The sequence below is a fragment of the Caulobacter sp. LARHSG274 genome, from assembly GCF_052871235.1.
The window spans coordinates 108,060-123,093 of record NZ_JBIXJO010000010.1; the positions used below are offsets into that span (position 1 = coordinate 108,060).

A 15,034-nucleotide genomic window follows, 5' to 3' on the forward strand; every position below is an offset into this window, starting at 1 on the left:
CAAGAAGGATGATTATCGGAGCTTAACCTTAAGGTGGATATTCAAGGATGATTAACCATTCAAGCCATTAGCGGAAGGTGCGGACCATCACGTGGACCTCTGATAGTTAACCATCGTCTTGAGCCCGTTGGTTTCCGCCTAGTCGTTGACCACCACCACCTTGCCCATGGCCTTGCGGCTGGCCAGGTGGGCGATGGCGTCGCCGGCCTGGGCCAGGGGGAAGCGCTCGGACACGTGCGGTCGGATCTTGCCTTCCGCGTAGAGCGCCATCAGCTCGCGCAGGTTCTGGGCATGGCCCCGGGGATCGCGGGCCACCGCGGCGCCCCAGAACACCCCGACGATGTCGCAGGACTTCAGCAGGGTCAGGTTCAGCGGGATCTTCGGGATGCCGGACGGAAAGCCGATGACCAGGAACCGACCGTTCCAGCCGGCCGCCCGGATCGTCGCCTCCGAATAGTCGCCGCCGACCGCATCATAGGCCACGTCCCAGCCGTTCGGCCCGCAGGCGCCCTTCAGCAGGTCGGCCAGCGCCTTCTGGCCGTCCTTGTCGAACGGCCCGCGCGGATAGACCACGCCGGCGTCGGCCCCGTGGGCGATGGCCAGGTCGACCTTCTCCTGGCTGGAGGCGGCGGCGATGACCCGCGCCCCGGCCGCCTTGCCCAGCTCCACCGCCGCCAGGCCCACGCCGCCGGCCGCGCCCAGCACCAGCAGGGTCTCGCCGGCCTTCAGCCGACCGCGGTCCTTGAGGGCGTAGTAGGAGGTGCCATAGGTCAGGATGAAGGCGGCGGCCTCGTCGAAGGGCATGGCGTCGGGGATCGGCGTGCAGCGTTCAACCTCGATGGCCAGCTTCTGCGCCATGCCGCCCCAGCCGGTCGAGGCCAGCACCCGCTGGCCCACCGTCAGGCCGGTCACGCCGTCGCCGACCGCCTCGACCACGCCCGACACCTCGCCGCCGGGGGCGAACGGTCGGGCGGGCTTGAACTGGTAGCGGTCTTCGATGATCAGCACGTCGGGATAGTTGACGCCGCAGGCCTTGACGGCCAACACCACCTGGCCGGGACCGGGAGTCGGATCGGGCAGGTCTTCCAGCACCAGGGTCTCGGGACCGCCGACCGCCTTGCTGAGCACCGCCTTCATCTCGCTTCTCCCGGCTTTCTTCGTTAAGAGCCCGGACGCTAGCGCAGGGCGCGGGGCCAAGGAAGCGGAATGTCAAACAAACGTTTTAGTCTCGCCCTGCACGGCGGTGCCGGCTCGGCGCCGGGCCATGACTACGCCGTCGAGATCGCCCACATGCGCGGCCTCGTCGAGGCGGCGCGCGATCGGCTGGCGGCGGGGGCCAGCGCCCTGGACGTGGCGGTCGAGACCGTCGTCGCCCTGGAGGCCAGCGGCCTCTATATCGCCGGCCGCGGCGCCTCGCCCAATGCCGACGGCGAATACGAACTCGACGCCAGCCTGATGGACGGGGCGACGACCCGGGCGGGCTCGGTCGCCGCCCTGCAGGGCTTCGAAAGTCCGATCCTCGCCGCTCGGGCGGTGATGGAGCAGACCCCGCACGTGATGCTGGCCGGCGCCGGGGCCAACGCCTTCGCCGGCGCCCAGGGGCTGAAGACCATCGCCGATCCGGCGACCTGGTTCACCCACGCCGGGGCCTTCGAGGCCAACCATGCGCCGGAATTGCCCACCGGGACGGTCGGCTGCGTGGTGCGCGACGGCGAGGGACGGCTGGCGGCGGCGACCTCGACGGCCGGGGTGTTCGGCAAGCTGCCGGGCCGGGTCGGCGACAGTCCGGTCATCGGAGCCGGGGCCTGGGCCGACAGCCACGCGGCGATCTCCTGCACCGGCCAGGGCGAGTTCTTCATCCGCACCGCCGTGGCCGCGCAGGTCGCCCACCGGGTCCGGTTCGGCGGCGAGCGGCTGGCGGACGCCGCCCGCGCCGCCATCGAGGGCGTCGCCGACCTGGGCGGCCATGGCGGCCTGATCGCCGTCGACCACGACGGCCAGGTGGCCATGCCCTTCGCCTCCAGCGGCCTCAAGCGCGCCGCCCTGCTGCTCGACGGGACGATCTTCGCAGAGGCATTTTGACCCACTCGCCTCCTGCCGAAGGGTGGTTTAGAGATCGCTGAGACTTTCTTTTCCGATCATTAACCAACATGCCGCTAGGCGTTGCAGGCCATCACCCGCGCGCCGAACGGCGTGACCGCTACGCCTGGGGTTCTGGCGACCGACGCCGCAGGACTGTGGCGCCGCGGCTTGAGGAAACGGCATGAAAATTCTCGACGCGCCCTTGCCGCCGCCGCTGGTGGCCGCGCTCCGCGCCTGCAAGCCGCACCTGCTGGCGGTGGCGGTGTTCAGCGCCTTGATCAATCTGCTGTACCTGGCTCCGACCATCTACATGATGCAGGTCTATGACCGGGTGGTGCCGACCGAGGGTCGGCTGACCCTGCTGTACCTGACCCTGGTCGTCGCCTTCGCCCTGGGAACGCTGGCCGCTCTGGACGCGGTGCGCACCCGACTGCTGATCCTGGCCAGCCTGCGGCTCGACCGGCTGCTGGCCGGCGGCATCCTGCAGAAGCTGATGAGCGCCCTGACCCCCGGGACGTCGCAGCAGGGCATGCGCGAGTTCGACACCGTTCGCCAGGCGATGACCGGACCCGTGGCCCTGGCCATGTTCGACGCGCCCTGGACGCCGATCTATGTCCTGGCCGCCTTCATGATCCATCCGGCCCTGGGGGCGATGACCCTGGCCGGCGGCGGGCTGCTGCTGTGGCTGGCGATCCTCAACGAACGCGCCACCCGGGCCCGTTCGCGGGAAGCCTTCCAGGCCCAGGCCCAGGCCTACGCCTCGCAGGAGACCGCCGCCGCCAACGCCGAGGTCGTACGCGCCCTGGGCATGCGCGGCGCGGTGCGCGAACGCCAGCTGGTCGACCGCCGCAAGGGCCTGGACCTGACCGCCAAGGCCCAGTTCACCGGCGGCGGCTACTCGGCGGCCACCAAGTTCACCCGCATGTTCCTGCAATCGGCGGCGCTGGGCCTGGGCGCCTGGCTGGCGGTCGAGCGGCAGATCTCGGCCGGCTCGATCATCGCCGCCTCGGTGCTGCTCAGCCGCGCCCTGCAACCGGTCGAGCAGCTCGTCGGCGCCTGGGGCGTGGTCGGCCAGGCCCGCGGCGCCCTCAACAACCTGATCAAGCTGTTCCCGGCCAAGGCCATCGAGATTCCCGGCACCCAGCTTCCGGCTCCGACCGGCGCGTTGGCCCTGGAGCAGGTGGTGGTGCGGGCGCCGAACCAAGGTCCCGTCGTCCTGCGCGCGGTGTCGCTGCGCCTGGAACCGGGCGAGATCCTTGGGGTCATCGGTCCCAGCGGCGCGGGCAAGACCACCCTGGCGCGGGTGGCGGCCGGGGCCTTGACGCCGGACGCCGGCGTCGTGCGCCTGGACGGCGCCAACCTGACCGACTGGGACGGCGACCGCCTGGGAGCCCATGTCGGTTACGTGCCGCAGGATTCCGCCCTGCTGGCCGGCTCCATCAAGGACAACATCTCCCGCTTCGCCGGCTGGGCCGGCGGACAACTGGCGGCGATCGACGCCCAGGTGGTGGCCGCTGCCCAGGCGGCCGGCGTCCATGAGATGATCCTGCGCCTGCCCAACGGCTACGACACGGTGCTTGGGCCGGGAGGCCGCGGTCTTTCGGCGGGCCAGGCCCAGCGCGTGGCCCTGGCCCGGGCCCTGTTCGGCGCGCCGCCGCTGCTGGTCCTGGACGAGCCCAACTCCGCCCTCGACGCCGATGGCGAGCAGGCCTTGAACCAGACGCTGCTGGCCGCCAAGGCTCGCGGTGCGGCGGTGCTGGTCATCGCCCATCGCACGGGCATCCTCAACATCGCCGACCGTCTGCTGGTGCTGCGCGACGGCCAGGTCGAGCGGGTCGGGCCGCGGGCCGAGGTCATCGCCCAGATGGCCGCGGCCGCCGCGCCCCCCGCGCCTCGCGCCGAACCCCGCCCGGCCGCCGTCCAGAAGGTTCAACCATGACCGTCGTTTCCTTCGACCAGCAGCCGCATCCGGCCTCGGCCGAGCCGCGCCTGTCCGATACGCCTGTCATGGCCATCCGCATCGGCGCCGGGATCGCCGGCGCCTTCTTCGTCGGCTTTCTCGGCTGGGCGGCGCTGGCGCCCCTCGACGCCGGCGCCTATGCGCATGGCGTCGTCGCGGTGGCGGGCAACCGCCAGGCCGTGCAGAACCGCGAAGGCGGGGTGGTGACCGCCATCCGCGTCAAGGAAGGCCAGGCCGTGGCCAAGGACCAGATCCTGGTCGAGCTGTCGGCGTCCGAACTGCGCGCCAGCGAACGCGGCATGACCGGCGAGATGCTGACCTTGCTGGCCCAGCGCGCGCGCCTCGTGGCCGAGCGTGACGGCCATCCCGACTTCGGCCCGCCGCCGGAGTTCGCCAACTTGGCGCCCGAGGACAAACCCCTGGCGGAGGACGCCCTGCGCCTGCAACGCCAGCAGTTCCAGGCCCGTCGCAGTTCGCTGAACACCCAGCGCGGCGTGCTCAACCAGCGCATCCTGCAACTGGGCCAGCAGACCAACGGCGCCGAGCGCCAGCTGGACGCCAATCGCGAGCAGCAAAAGCTGATCACCGAAGAACTGACAGGGGTCCAGGAGCTGGCCTCCAGGGGCTACGCTCCCAAGACCCGGGTCCTGGCCCTGCAGCGCAACGCCGCGTCGCTGACCGGCGAGGACGGCGCCTACCGGGCGCAGATCGCCCGGTCGAACGAGACGATCGGCGAGACCCGCCTGCAGATCCTTTCGCTGGAACGGCAGATGATGGAGGAGGTCTCCGGCCAACTCCGCGACCTGCAGGTGCGGCTGGACGACCTGCAGCCCAAAGTGCTGGCCGCCCGCGAGCAGTTGGCGCGCGCCACAGTCCGTGCGCCCAGCAGCGGCCGGGTGGTCGGGCTGGACGTCTTCACCGTCGGCGGCGTGGTCGCCCCCGGCCAGACCCTGATGGAGATCGTGCCCCAGGACCGCCGGCTGGTGATCCAGGCCAAGGTCTCGCCCAATGACGCCGACGACCTGCATCCGGGCCAGCGCACCCAGATCCGCTTCACGTCCCTGCACGAGCGCGACCTGCCGCTGCTGAACGGCACCCTCACCGAGCTGTCGGCCGACAGCTTCACCGACGAGAAGACCGGCGCGCAATATTTCCGCGCCGAGGTCGCCGCCCCGCCCGAGGAGCTGGACAAGATCCGCCAGGTGCGCGGCGCCCAGACCGGCCTGCAGGCCGGCCTGCCGGTCGAGGTGTTGGTCCCGCTGCGCAAGCGCTCGGCCCTGGCCTATCTGCTCGAACCGCTGACCCAGACCTTCTGGCGCATGGGACGCGAGCACTAGCGCCGAACCGGAACCGGCGGACAAGCCCGAAGACTCTTGTCCGCCGACCTGGGCCGACGCTCTAGCCTCCACCGTCCACACCGCCTATACCGCCCGCCATGTTTGAAGGCTTTTCCCCCCTCGCCCGCGACGCCCGCGCCTGGCCGTTCGAGCAGGCGCGCGCCCTGCTGGCCCGCATCCTGCGCCTGCGCCTCGACGACGCCGAACGCGACCTGGCCGCGACCCTGATCCACGCCGGCAAGGCCCGCGAGGCGGTGAGCACGCTGCCGGCCTTGGGCCGGCCGGTGATCCTGGAGACCGGCTACGGCCCCTCGGGCCTGCCGCACCTGGGCACCTTCGGCGAGGTGGCGCGCACCACCATGGTCCGCATGGCCTTCCGCGCCCTGACCGACGACGCCATCCCCACCCGGCTGATCGCCTTCAGCGACGACATGGACGGCCTGCGCAAGGTTCCGGACAACATCGAGAACAAGCAGCCGCTGATCGAGGACCTGGGCAAGCCCCTGACCGTGGTCCGCGACCCGTTCGGCACCCACGACAGCTTCGGGGCCCACAACAACGCCCGCCTGCGCGCCTTCCTCGACGGGTTCGGCTTTGAATACGAATTCGTGTCCTCGACCGACTGCTACAAGAGCGGCCGGTTCGACGAGACCCTGCTGACCGCCCTGGTCCGCTTCGACGCCATCCAGAAGGTCATGCTGCCGACCCTGGGCGAGGAGCGCCGGGCCAGCTATTCGCCGTTCCTGCCGATCAGCCCGACCACCGGCCGGGTGCTGCAGGTCCCGACCCTGGAGCGCAATGTCGACAAGGGCACGATCGTCTTCCGGGACGAGGATGGCTCGAAGGTTGAGGTCCCGGTGACCGGCGGCCACGTCAAGATGCAGTGGAAGCCCGACTGGGCCATGCGCTGGACGGCCCTGGGCGTCGATTACGAGATGAGCGGCAAGGACCTGATCGACTCGGTCAAGGCCTCGGCCCAGATCTGCAAGGCCCTCGGCGGCGCTCCGCCCGAAGGCTTCAACTACGAGCTCTTCCTGGACGAGAACTCGCAGAAGATCAGCAAGTCCAAGGGCAACGGCCTGTCGATGGAGGACTGGCTGCGCTACGGCGCGCCCGAAAGCCTGTCCTACTACATGTTCCAGAGCCCGAAGTCGGCCAAGAAGCTGTATTTCGACGTCATCCCCAAGGCGACGGACGAGTACCTGCAGCAGCTGGACGCCTATCCGCGGCAGGAGCCGGCCAAGCAGCTCGACAACCCGGTCTGGCATGTCCATTCGGGTCGGCCGCCGCAGTACGGCTCGCCGGTGTCGTTCAGCCTGATGCTGAACCTGGTCTCGGCCGCCAACGCCTCGGACAAGGCGATCCTCTGGGGCTTCCTGTCGCGCCACATCCCGGGCGCGACGCCGGAGAGCCAGCCGCTGCTCGACCGTCTGGCGGGCTATGCGATCAACTACTACGACGACTTCGTCAAACCGATGAAGGCGTTCCGCGCCCCCGACGACAAGGAGCGCGCGGCGATCCAGGATCTGCTGGCCCGCCTCCAGGCCCTGCCGAGCGGCTGCCAGGACGCCGAGCTGATCCAGAACGAGGTGTTCGCGGTCGGCAAGGACCACGGCTTCGACCCGCTGCGCGCCTGGTTCCAGGCCCTCTACGAGGTGCTGCTGGGCCAGAGCCAGGGACCGCGCTTCGGCTCGTTCGCGGCGATCTTCGGCCTGGACCGCACGATCGCCCTGATCGAGGAGAAGCTGGCCGCCTGACGCGCGCCTCAGGCGGCGGCCGGCGGCGACGGATAGTTGACAGGACGGGCTGGAGCCTGGGCCGGCTGCGGCCGGGCAGTGGGGGGATCAGGACCTTGGGCGAAACCATTCTTGTGGCCGGGGGCGCGGGCTACATCGGCGCTCACACCTGCCTCAGGCTCGCCGAGGCCGGCTTCACCCCCGTGGTCTACGACAACCTGTCGAACGGCTGGGAGTCGTTCGTACAATGGGGTCCGCTGGAAGTCGGCGACATTGGCGATGCGGCGCGGCTGGATGCGGCGTTCGCCAAGTACAGGCCGGTGGCGGTGATCCATTTCGCCGCTTTCATCGAGGTCGGTTTCTCGGTCGCCGAGCCGGGCGCCTTCTACGCCAACAATGTCGGCGGCACGATCACCCTGATCGAGGCGGCCCGGCGGGCGGGCGTCGACAAGCTGGTGTTCTCCTCGACCTGCGCCACCTATGGCGCGCCGGTCTATGTGCCGATGGACGAGAAGCATCCGCAGGCGCCGCTGAACCCCTATGGCCGCAGCAAGCTGATGGTCGAGCAGATCCTCGAGGACCTGGCTCGCTACAAGGACTTCCGCTCGGTGGCCCTGCGCTATTTCAACGCCGCCGGCGCCGATCCCGAAGGCCGGATCGGCGAAAAGCACGAGCCGGAGACCCACGCCATTCCGCTGGCCATCGCCGCCGCCCGCGGCGAGCGCGACAAGTTCATGCTGTTCGGCAGCGACTACGACACCCGCGACGGCACCTGCGTGCGCGACTACATCCACGTTCTCGACCTGGCCGACGCCCATGTGCAGGCGCTCAAATGGCTGCTCGACGGCAAGGAAAGCACCGTCTTCAATCTGGGTACGGGAACCGGCACCACCGTCCGCGAACTGGTCGGGGCGATCGAGCGGCGCTCCAACCGTCCGTTCCCGCTGGAGCTGGCCGACCGCCGCGACGGCGACGCGCCCAGCCTGGTGGCCGACAACAGCAAGGCCCGCGAAGGCCTGGGCTGGATGCCGCGCTACACGCTCGACGAGATCATCGACCATGCCTGGGCCTGGCACGCCAACGGGGCGCTGACGCTGAAGCGCTGATCGCGTTGCGGCGACTAGTCTTCGCCCCGGTTCTTCGCCTGCGACACCATGCCTCGAACGATGAACGAAGTCTGAATGCTCGGTTAAGGGTATGCTCGTACTTAGTGGTCTAGGCTTGGATCATCAAAACCAAGGTTAGACCGATGGCTTGCATCACCCTTCGTCCGTCAGATCGCAGCGAGTTCGATTCTCTGCTCGGCGAATTGGCTGCCCATTTCCCCGCCGCGCACATCGAGGCGGCCCACAACGACACCTGGCGGTCCTATCGCGTCGACGTTTCTTGCGACGCTCCCTGGGAAGGCGACCTGATCGCCTGGGTCCAGGGCAAGCACGCCAACTGCCCGCGCACATGATTTCCTAGACCTCGGTCGCCGCGTCCTACTGGCTGGCCCAGAGAATGCGGGCGATCCACGCCACCTCGGCCAGGTCCAGCGTCCGGTCACGGCCGTCGCGGGCCAGAGAGGCCAGTTCGACGCTGCGGGCGGTGATCCGCGCCAGCTCCTTGACCAGCAGTTCGCCCTCCGTGGTCTTGACCACCACCCGGTCGCCGCGCCGCGGCTCGACCGACGGCGAGACCAGGATGCGATCACCGTCGCGGAACACCGGGGCCAGGGCGTCTCCAGTGATCTCCAGGGCGTAGACCCCGTCCTCGCCCAGACCCGGAAAATCGATCTCGTCCCAGTCCTGGCCGCACGGCGCGCCGGCCTCGTCGAACACGCCCTCGCCGCGCGCCTGGGCGAAGCCGATCAGCGGCACGGTCGGCGAAAGCGGGGGCGCGGCGGACGGCCTCACCCGCTCGGTCAGGGCCGCGAACTCCGAAAACCCCACCCCCGTCGCCTCTAGAACCTTGGCCAGACTCTCGGTCGAGGGCCAACGCGGCCGGGCGTCGCCGTCGCCGCGCTTGGACCGGTTGAAACTGGTGGGATCCAGGCCCGCCATCTTGGCCATGGCCGACGGACTCATGTCGAAGCGCTTGGCCAAGGCGTCGATCGCGGTCCAGATTTCGGTGTGGGACAGGGACGGCATGGGGGGATCCTCGCCCCGGGGTTCGCGCCAAGGACCCGTGGAAAATATGCCTCGCCCCTAGGAAAGTAAACCTAACCACGGCAGCGCCAGTTGACGTTTACGTAAACGTTGACGTCAGGTCGCCACCGCCATATGGTGATCGCCGATAACCAACCGGCGCGATCGCAGATTCCGCGCATGCCCAGGGAGGGTGTTTCGATGTTGGCTGAACTGCGGCGTCCTGAGCGCACCTTTACAATTCGCCAGTTGTGCAATGAGTTCAAAGCCACGCCGCGGGCGCTGCGCTTTTACGAGGACAAGGGCCTGCTGACGCCGGGCCGCGAGGGCCTCAACCGCGTCTATTCCCACAAAGACCGCGCCCGGCTGCAGCTGATCCTGCGCGGCAAGCGCGTGGGCCTGTCGCTGTCGGAAATCCGCGAACTGCTCGACCTCTATGACGAGAACGACGAAGGCGCGGCCCAGATGGCCCGGTCGCTGAAGAAGTTCCGCGAGCGCGCCTCGGCCCTGGAGCAGCAGCGCGAGGACATCGACGGCGCCCTGATCGAGCTCCGTGACGCCTGCGACCGCCTCGAGCGGCGCCTGGCCGAGATCCGCCCCGACCTGCTGCCCCGCGCCGCCGACTACGACCAGGTGCTGCGCGCCCGGCTCGACGGCGACGCCGCCGTCGCCGCCGCGGTCAAGTAGCCGCCCCGCCCCGCCCCTCGCGTCCGTCCGCCTCGGCCACGGCTGCGGCGGGCCGTTCCTTTTCTCCGATCCCGCCTAGCCAGGACCGTTCCATGACCTACCAGCCGCCCGTTCGCGATCACGCCTTCATCCTGCGCGACGTGCTGAACATCGACCAGCACGGCGACCTGCCAGGCTTCGCCGACGCCCCGTTCGAGACCGTCGAGCAGATCCTCGAGACCGCCGCCCAGTTCACCGGCGAGGTGCTGGCCCCGCTGAACGCGGTCGGCGACAAGCAGGGCTGCGTCTGGAACAGCGACTTCACGGTCAAGACGCCCGACGGCTTCAAGGCCGCCTACAAGCAGCTGTGCGAAGGCGGCTGGACCGGCCTCGGCTCGGACCCGGCCTATGGCGGACAGGGCCTGCCCCACGTGGTCAACCTGGCCTTCAGCGAGATGAGCTCGTCGGCCAACATGGCCTTCTCGATGTATCCGGGCCTGGCCCACGGCGCCTATTCCGCGATCCACGTCGGCGGCAGCGACGCCCAGAAGGAACTCTACCTGCCCAAGATGGTCTCAGGCGAGTGGACCGGCACCATGAACCTGACCGAGCCGCACTGCGGTACGGACCTGGGCCTGCTGCGCACCAAGGCGGTTCCGAACGGCGACGGCAGCTACAGGATCACCGGCCAGAAGATCTGGATCTCGGCCGGCGAGCACGACATGGCCGACAACATCATCCACCTGGTGCTGGCCCGGATCGAGGGCGCGCCCGCGGGGGTCAAGGGCATCAGCCTGTTCATCGTGCCGAAATTCCTGCCCAAGGCCGACGGCTCGGTCGGCGAGCGCAACGAAGGCGTCAAGTGCGTCGGCCTCGAAGAGAAGATGGGCATCCACGGCAACGCCACCTGCGTGATGCAGTACGAGGACGCCCAGGGCTGGCTGATCGGCGAGGAGAACGCCGGCCTGAAGATCATGTTCGTGATGATGAACGAGGCCCGTATCGGCGTCGGCCTGCAGGGCGTCGCCCAGGCCGAGGCCGCCTACCAGGCCGCCGCCGCCTTCGCCAAGGACCGCCTGCAAGGCCGATCCCTGACCGGTCCGAAGAACCCCGACGGCCCCGCCGACCCGATCATCGTCCATCCGGACGTGCGCCGCATGCTGCTGGAGTCCAAGGCCCTGATCGAGGGCGGCCGCGCCTTCCTGTTCTGGACCGCCCTGCACGGCGACCTGGCTCACCATCACCCCGACGAGGCCGTGCGGCAGAAGGCCGAGGACTATATGGGCCTGATGACGCCGGTGCTGAAAGGCTACCTGACCGACAAGGGCTTCAAGATCTGCTCGGACGCCATGCAGGTGCACGGCGGTAGCGGCTTCACCGAGCACTTCCCGGCCAGCCAATACCTGCGCGACGTTCGCATCGCCCTGATCTACGAGGGCACCAACGGGGTCCAGGCCCTGGACCTGGTCGGGCGCAAGCTGGCCGCCAAGGGCGGCCGCGGGGTGATGACCTTCTTCCAGGAGGTCGACCAGTTCATCGGCGAGAACGACGGCGACGAGGCCCTCAAGCCGTTCGTCGAGGCCCTGGCGGGCGTCAAGGCCCAGCTGCAGGACGGCACGATGTGGCTGATGCAGAACGGCCTGCAGAACCCCGACAACGCCGGCGCCGCCTCGACCGACTACCTGCACCTGTTCGGCCTGACCGGCCTGGCCTACATGTGGACGCTGATGGTCAAGGCCGCCAACGCCAAGATCGCGGCCGGCTCGTCCGACCCGTTCTATTCGACCAAGATCGTCACCGCCCGCTACTTCATCGAGCGCGTCCTGCCCGACGCCGGCGCCCACCTGGCCAAGCTGAAGACCGGCTCGGCCACCCTGATGGCCCTGCCCGCGGAGGCCTTCTGACCATGGGCGTGCTCGACGTCGAACCGCCGGCCTTCATGGCCGAGGAGGAGATCACCATCTTCGCCGACGCGGTCGGCAAGTTCTTCGACGAGCACGCTCCCGAGGCCGTGGTGGCGACCTGGCGCAAGAACCACGTCGTCGACCGGGCGATGTGGACCAAGGCGGGCGAGGCCGGGCTGCTGGGCCTGTCCCTGCCCGAGGCCTATGGCGGGGCCGGCGGCGACTACCGGCACGAGGCGGTGCTGATGGAGCAGCTGGGCCTCAAGGGCGTCGACGGCTTCGGCGTCAGCCTGCACAACGCCATCGTCGCCCCCTACATCCTGCATTACGGCACCGAGGAGCAGAAGCAGCGCTGGCTGCCGCGGCTGTGCACCGGCGAGCTGGTCGGGGCCATCGCCATGACCGAACCGGGCGCGGGCTCGGACCTGCAGGGGATCACCACCACCGCCAGGCCGGTCGGCAACCAGTATGTGATCAACGGCTCCAAGACCTTCATCACCAACGGCCAGACCGCCAACCTGATTATCGTCGTGGCCAAGACCGACCCGGCCGCCGGGGCGCGGGGGACCTCTCTGCTGGTGGTCGAGACCGATGGGGCCGAAGGCTTCGAGCGCGGCCGCAACCTCGACAAGCTGGGCATGGAGGCCCAGGACACCTCCGAGCTGTTCTTCAACGATGTCAAGATCCCGACCCAGAACCTGCTGGGGACCGAGGAAGGCCAGGGCTTCTTCCAGCTGATGAGCCAACTGCCGCAGGAGCGGTTGAACATCGCCGTCCAGGGCATGGCCACGATCGAGCGCGCCCTGGCCCTGACCCTTGACTACGTCAAGCAGCGCCGGGCGTTCGGCAAGGCCATCCTCGACTTCCAGAACACCCAGTTCGTGCTCGCCGAATGCAAGACCGAGGCGACCATCGCCAAGGTGTTCGTCAACCACTGCATCGCGCGCCACCTGAACGGCCAGCTCGACGCCGCCACCGCCTCGATGGCCAAGTACTGGGTGACCGACCTGGAGAACAAGATCGTCGACCGCTGCCTGCAGCTGTTCGGCGGCTACGGCTTCATGAACGAATATCCGATCGCCCGCATGTATCGCGACTGCCGCGTGCAGCGGATCTATGGCGGCACGAACGAGATCATGAAGCTGCTGATCGCGAGGACGCTGTAGCCATGCTGATCGAAGCCGCCGTCGCCCTGTGCCTGACCAACACGACCGACGCGGCCGTGCTTGGACTGGTGCGCGACAGCCGCTTCAAGATCACCTCGGCCAAGCTGTCGGGGGCCAGCATGACCTATCGCGAGCCCCTGGCCGAGACGCCGCTGGCCGCGGTGGCGCCGGGCGCGACCGGCTGCACCTCGGTCGACGCCGTGACCCTGCAGTCGGCCAGCCTGGTGGTGTGGTCGGCCCGTCCGACCCCGGTCGCACCCGACGACCGCAAGGACGACGCCACCTGCCCGCTGCCGGTCGAGCCGCTGGCCGGCCAGCGGCTGACCTTCGTCTATCGCAAGAGCCTGTTTGGCCAGGCCCAGTGCAAGGAGACCCGCTGATGCCGATCGCCGCTGCGCCGCCCCCCGCCCAGCCCGCCGCCGACAACCGCTCGGCGATTGTCTGCGTCCGCGCCCTGGGCCCTCGTCCGCTGTTCTTCACCGGCAAGCTGATCGGCAAGCGGCCGGGCGCCAAGCCGCCGGGCGACTTCGAGCTGTCGCTGCGGGCTAATACCGAGCAGTGCAACCACCTGCTGCGCTCGAAGATCGCCGACTGGTCGCTGTCGGTGACCACCCCGGGCTTCAAGGCCTGCGCCCTGCCGCCCCCCGAGTTCGGCTATCGCACCACCTTCACCGCCAAGGCCACCGCCCGCGGCCTGAGCTGCACGCCGGCCGGACGGACCCCGATCGGGACCTGGAAGTGACCGCCTTTCCGCCCGCCGCCGACACCCTTTCCACCCGGATGCGCCGCCCGCCGGCGTCCGTCCGGCGCCCCCATTAAGCCTAAGCAGGAAGGAGCCATACAATGGCCGACGCTTACATCTTCGACGCCGTGCGCACGCCGCGCGGCAAGGGCAAGAAGGACGGGTCTCTGCACGAGATCACCGCCCTGTCCCTGGCTGCCCAGGTGCTGGAGGCCCTGCGCGACCGCAACGACCTGGACACCTCCAAGGTCGACGACGTCGTCCTGGGCTGCGTCGCCCCGGTCGGCGAGCAGGGCGCCGACATCGCCCGCACCGCCGTCCTGACCGCCGACTACGCCGAAAGCGTCGCTGGCGTGCAGATCAACCGCTTCTGCGCCTCGGGCCTGGAAGCCGTGAACATGGCCGCGGCCAAGGTGATGTCCGGCGAGGCCGAGCTGGCCATCGGCGGCGGCGTCGAGAGCATGAGCCGGGTGCCGATGGGCAGCGACGGCGGCGCCTGGCCGACCGACCCGTCCAGCGCCTTCAAGACCTATTTCACCCCGCAGGGCATCAGCGCCGACCTGATCGCCACCCTCTACGGCTTCTCGCGCGACGACGTCGACGCCTACGCCGTGGAGAGCCAGAAGCGCGCGGCGGCGTCCTGGGCCGACGGTCGCTTCAAGAAGTCGGTGGTGCCGGTCAGAGACCAGCTGGGCCTGACCATCCTCGATCACGACGAGACCGTACGCGGCGCCACGACCATGCAGACCCTGGCCTCGCTGAACGCCTCGTTCGCCGGCATGGGCGAAATGGCCTTCGACGCCGTGGCCCAGCAGCGCTATCCGCAGATCGAGAAGGTCAATCACGTCCACCATGCCGGCAACAGCTCGGGCATCGTCGACGGGGCGGCGGGAGTGCTGATCGGCTCCAAGGCGATCGGCGAGGCCCTGGGCCTGAAGGCCCGGGCCCGCATCAAGGGCATGGCCTCGATCGGCTCGGAGCCGTCGATCATGCTGACCGGCCCGTCCCTGGTCACCGAGAAGCTGCTCAAGAAGCTGAAGATGGAGGTCAAGGACATCGACCTCTACGAGCTGAACGAGGCCTTCGCCGCCGTGGTCCTGCGGATGATGCAGGCGCTGGACATCCCGCACGACAAGATGAACGTCAACGGCGGCGCCATCGCCATGGGCCATCCGCTGGGCGCGACCGGGGCGATGCTGGTCAGCACCATGCTGGATGAACTGGAGCGCTCCGACAAGGAAACCGCCCTGCTCACCCTGTGCGTCGGCGCCGGCATGGGTACCGCCACCGTCATCGAACGCGTCTAGGACCC

14 protein-coding genes are annotated in these 15,034 nt (G+C 69.2%); 12 read left to right on the forward strand and 2 right to left on the reverse strand.

The features are described from left to right. Positions 1-138: 138 nt before the first annotated feature. Positions 139-1,137 (reverse strand): NADPH:quinone oxidoreductase family protein, encoded by a 999-nt coding sequence (locus tag ACIPQB_RS16770; RefSeq protein ID WP_446486394.1) that lies wholly within the window; start codon positions 1,135-1,137, stop codon positions 139-141. A 69-nt stretch (positions 1,138-1,206) separates the two neighbouring features. On the opposite strand from ACIPQB_RS16770, the gene ACIPQB_RS16775 reads away from it, so the two are divergent. The 6 genes from ACIPQB_RS16775 (at position 1,207) to ACIPQB_RS16800 (ending at position 8,574) form a co-directional block, all read left to right on the forward strand. After that, a complete protein-coding gene (locus ACIPQB_RS16775; RefSeq protein WP_446486395.1) occupies positions 1,207-2,082 on the forward strand; it encodes an isoaspartyl peptidase/L-asparaginase family protein in 876 nt (291 codons plus the stop codon). 181 nt (positions 2,083-2,263) lie between these two features. After that, positions 2,264-4,021: a type I secretion system permease/ATPase gene (locus ACIPQB_RS16780; protein ID WP_446486396.1), complete on the forward strand. Its 1,758-nt coding sequence runs from the start codon at positions 2,264-2,266 to the stop codon at positions 4,019-4,021. Then, positions 4,018-5,379, forward strand: coding sequence for an HlyD family type I secretion periplasmic adaptor subunit (locus tag ACIPQB_RS16785; protein WP_446486397.1), 1,362 nt, complete (start codon positions 4,018-4,020; stop codon positions 5,377-5,379). Before ACIPQB_RS16780 ends, ACIPQB_RS16785 begins: the two co-directional genes overlap by 4 nt. 98 nt (positions 5,380-5,477) lie before the next feature. After that, positions 5,478-7,136 carry a lysine--tRNA ligase gene (locus ACIPQB_RS16790; protein WP_446486398.1) on the forward strand — a complete coding sequence of 553 codons (1,659 nt, stop codon included), beginning with the start codon at positions 5,478-5,480 and terminating at the stop codon, positions 7,134-7,136. Positions 7,137-7,231: 95 nt separating this feature from the next. Then, positions 7,232-8,221 carry a UDP-glucose 4-epimerase GalE gene (galE, locus tag ACIPQB_RS16795; protein WP_446486399.1) on the forward strand — a complete coding sequence of 330 codons (990 nt, stop codon included), beginning with the start codon at positions 7,232-7,234 and terminating at the stop codon, positions 8,219-8,221. Between the two features lie 143 nt (positions 8,222-8,364). Further along, positions 8,365-8,574 carry a hypothetical protein gene (locus ACIPQB_RS16800; RefSeq protein ID WP_446486400.1) on the forward strand — a complete coding sequence of 70 codons (210 nt, stop codon included), beginning with the start codon at positions 8,365-8,367 and terminating at the stop codon, positions 8,572-8,574. A gap of 25 nt (positions 8,575-8,599) precedes the next feature. Here the strand turns inward: ACIPQB_RS16800 and ACIPQB_RS16805 are convergent, their stop codons facing one another. Further along, positions 8,600-9,247, reverse strand: a complete 648-nt coding sequence (locus ACIPQB_RS16805; RefSeq protein WP_446486401.1) for a S24 family peptidase — start codon at positions 9,245-9,247, stop codon at positions 8,600-8,602. 201 nt (positions 9,248-9,448) lie between these two features. On the opposite strand from ACIPQB_RS16805, the gene ACIPQB_RS16810 reads away from it, so the two are divergent. The 6 genes from ACIPQB_RS16810 (at position 9,449) to ACIPQB_RS16835 (ending at position 15,029) form a co-directional block, all read left to right on the forward strand. Beyond that, complete coding sequence (locus tag ACIPQB_RS16810) at positions 9,449-9,931, forward strand: MerR family transcriptional regulator (protein WP_446486435.1); 483 nt, start codon at positions 9,449-9,451, stop codon at positions 9,929-9,931. A 92-nt stretch (positions 9,932-10,023) separates the two neighbouring features. Further along, the gene (locus ACIPQB_RS16815; RefSeq protein WP_446486402.1) at positions 10,024-11,814 is read left to right on the forward strand and encodes an acyl-CoA dehydrogenase C-terminal domain-containing protein; all 1,791 of its coding nucleotides are present in this window, start codon (positions 10,024-10,026) and stop codon (positions 11,812-11,814) included. 2 nt (positions 11,815-11,816) lie between these two features. After that, positions 11,817-12,980, forward strand: coding sequence for an acyl-CoA dehydrogenase family protein (locus ACIPQB_RS16820; RefSeq protein ID WP_446486403.1), 1,164 nt, complete (start codon positions 11,817-11,819; stop codon positions 12,978-12,980). A gap of 2 nt (positions 12,981-12,982) precedes the next feature. Further along, the gene (locus ACIPQB_RS16825; protein ID WP_446486404.1) at positions 12,983-13,360 is read left to right on the forward strand and encodes a hypothetical protein; all 378 of its coding nucleotides are present in this window, start codon (positions 12,983-12,985) and stop codon (positions 13,358-13,360) included. Continuing rightward, positions 13,360-13,722: a hypothetical protein gene (locus ACIPQB_RS16830; protein ID WP_446486405.1), complete on the forward strand. Its 363-nt coding sequence runs from the start codon at positions 13,360-13,362 to the stop codon at positions 13,720-13,722. The genes ACIPQB_RS16825 and ACIPQB_RS16830 overlap by 1 nt, the downstream gene beginning before the upstream one ends. A 101-nt stretch (positions 13,723-13,823) precedes the next feature. Continuing rightward, on the forward strand, positions 13,824-15,029 hold the full coding sequence (locus ACIPQB_RS16835; protein ID WP_446486406.1) for an acetyl-CoA C-acetyltransferase: 1,206 nt from the start codon (positions 13,824-13,826) through the stop codon (positions 15,027-15,029). Positions 15,030-15,034 lie beyond the last annotated feature (5 nt).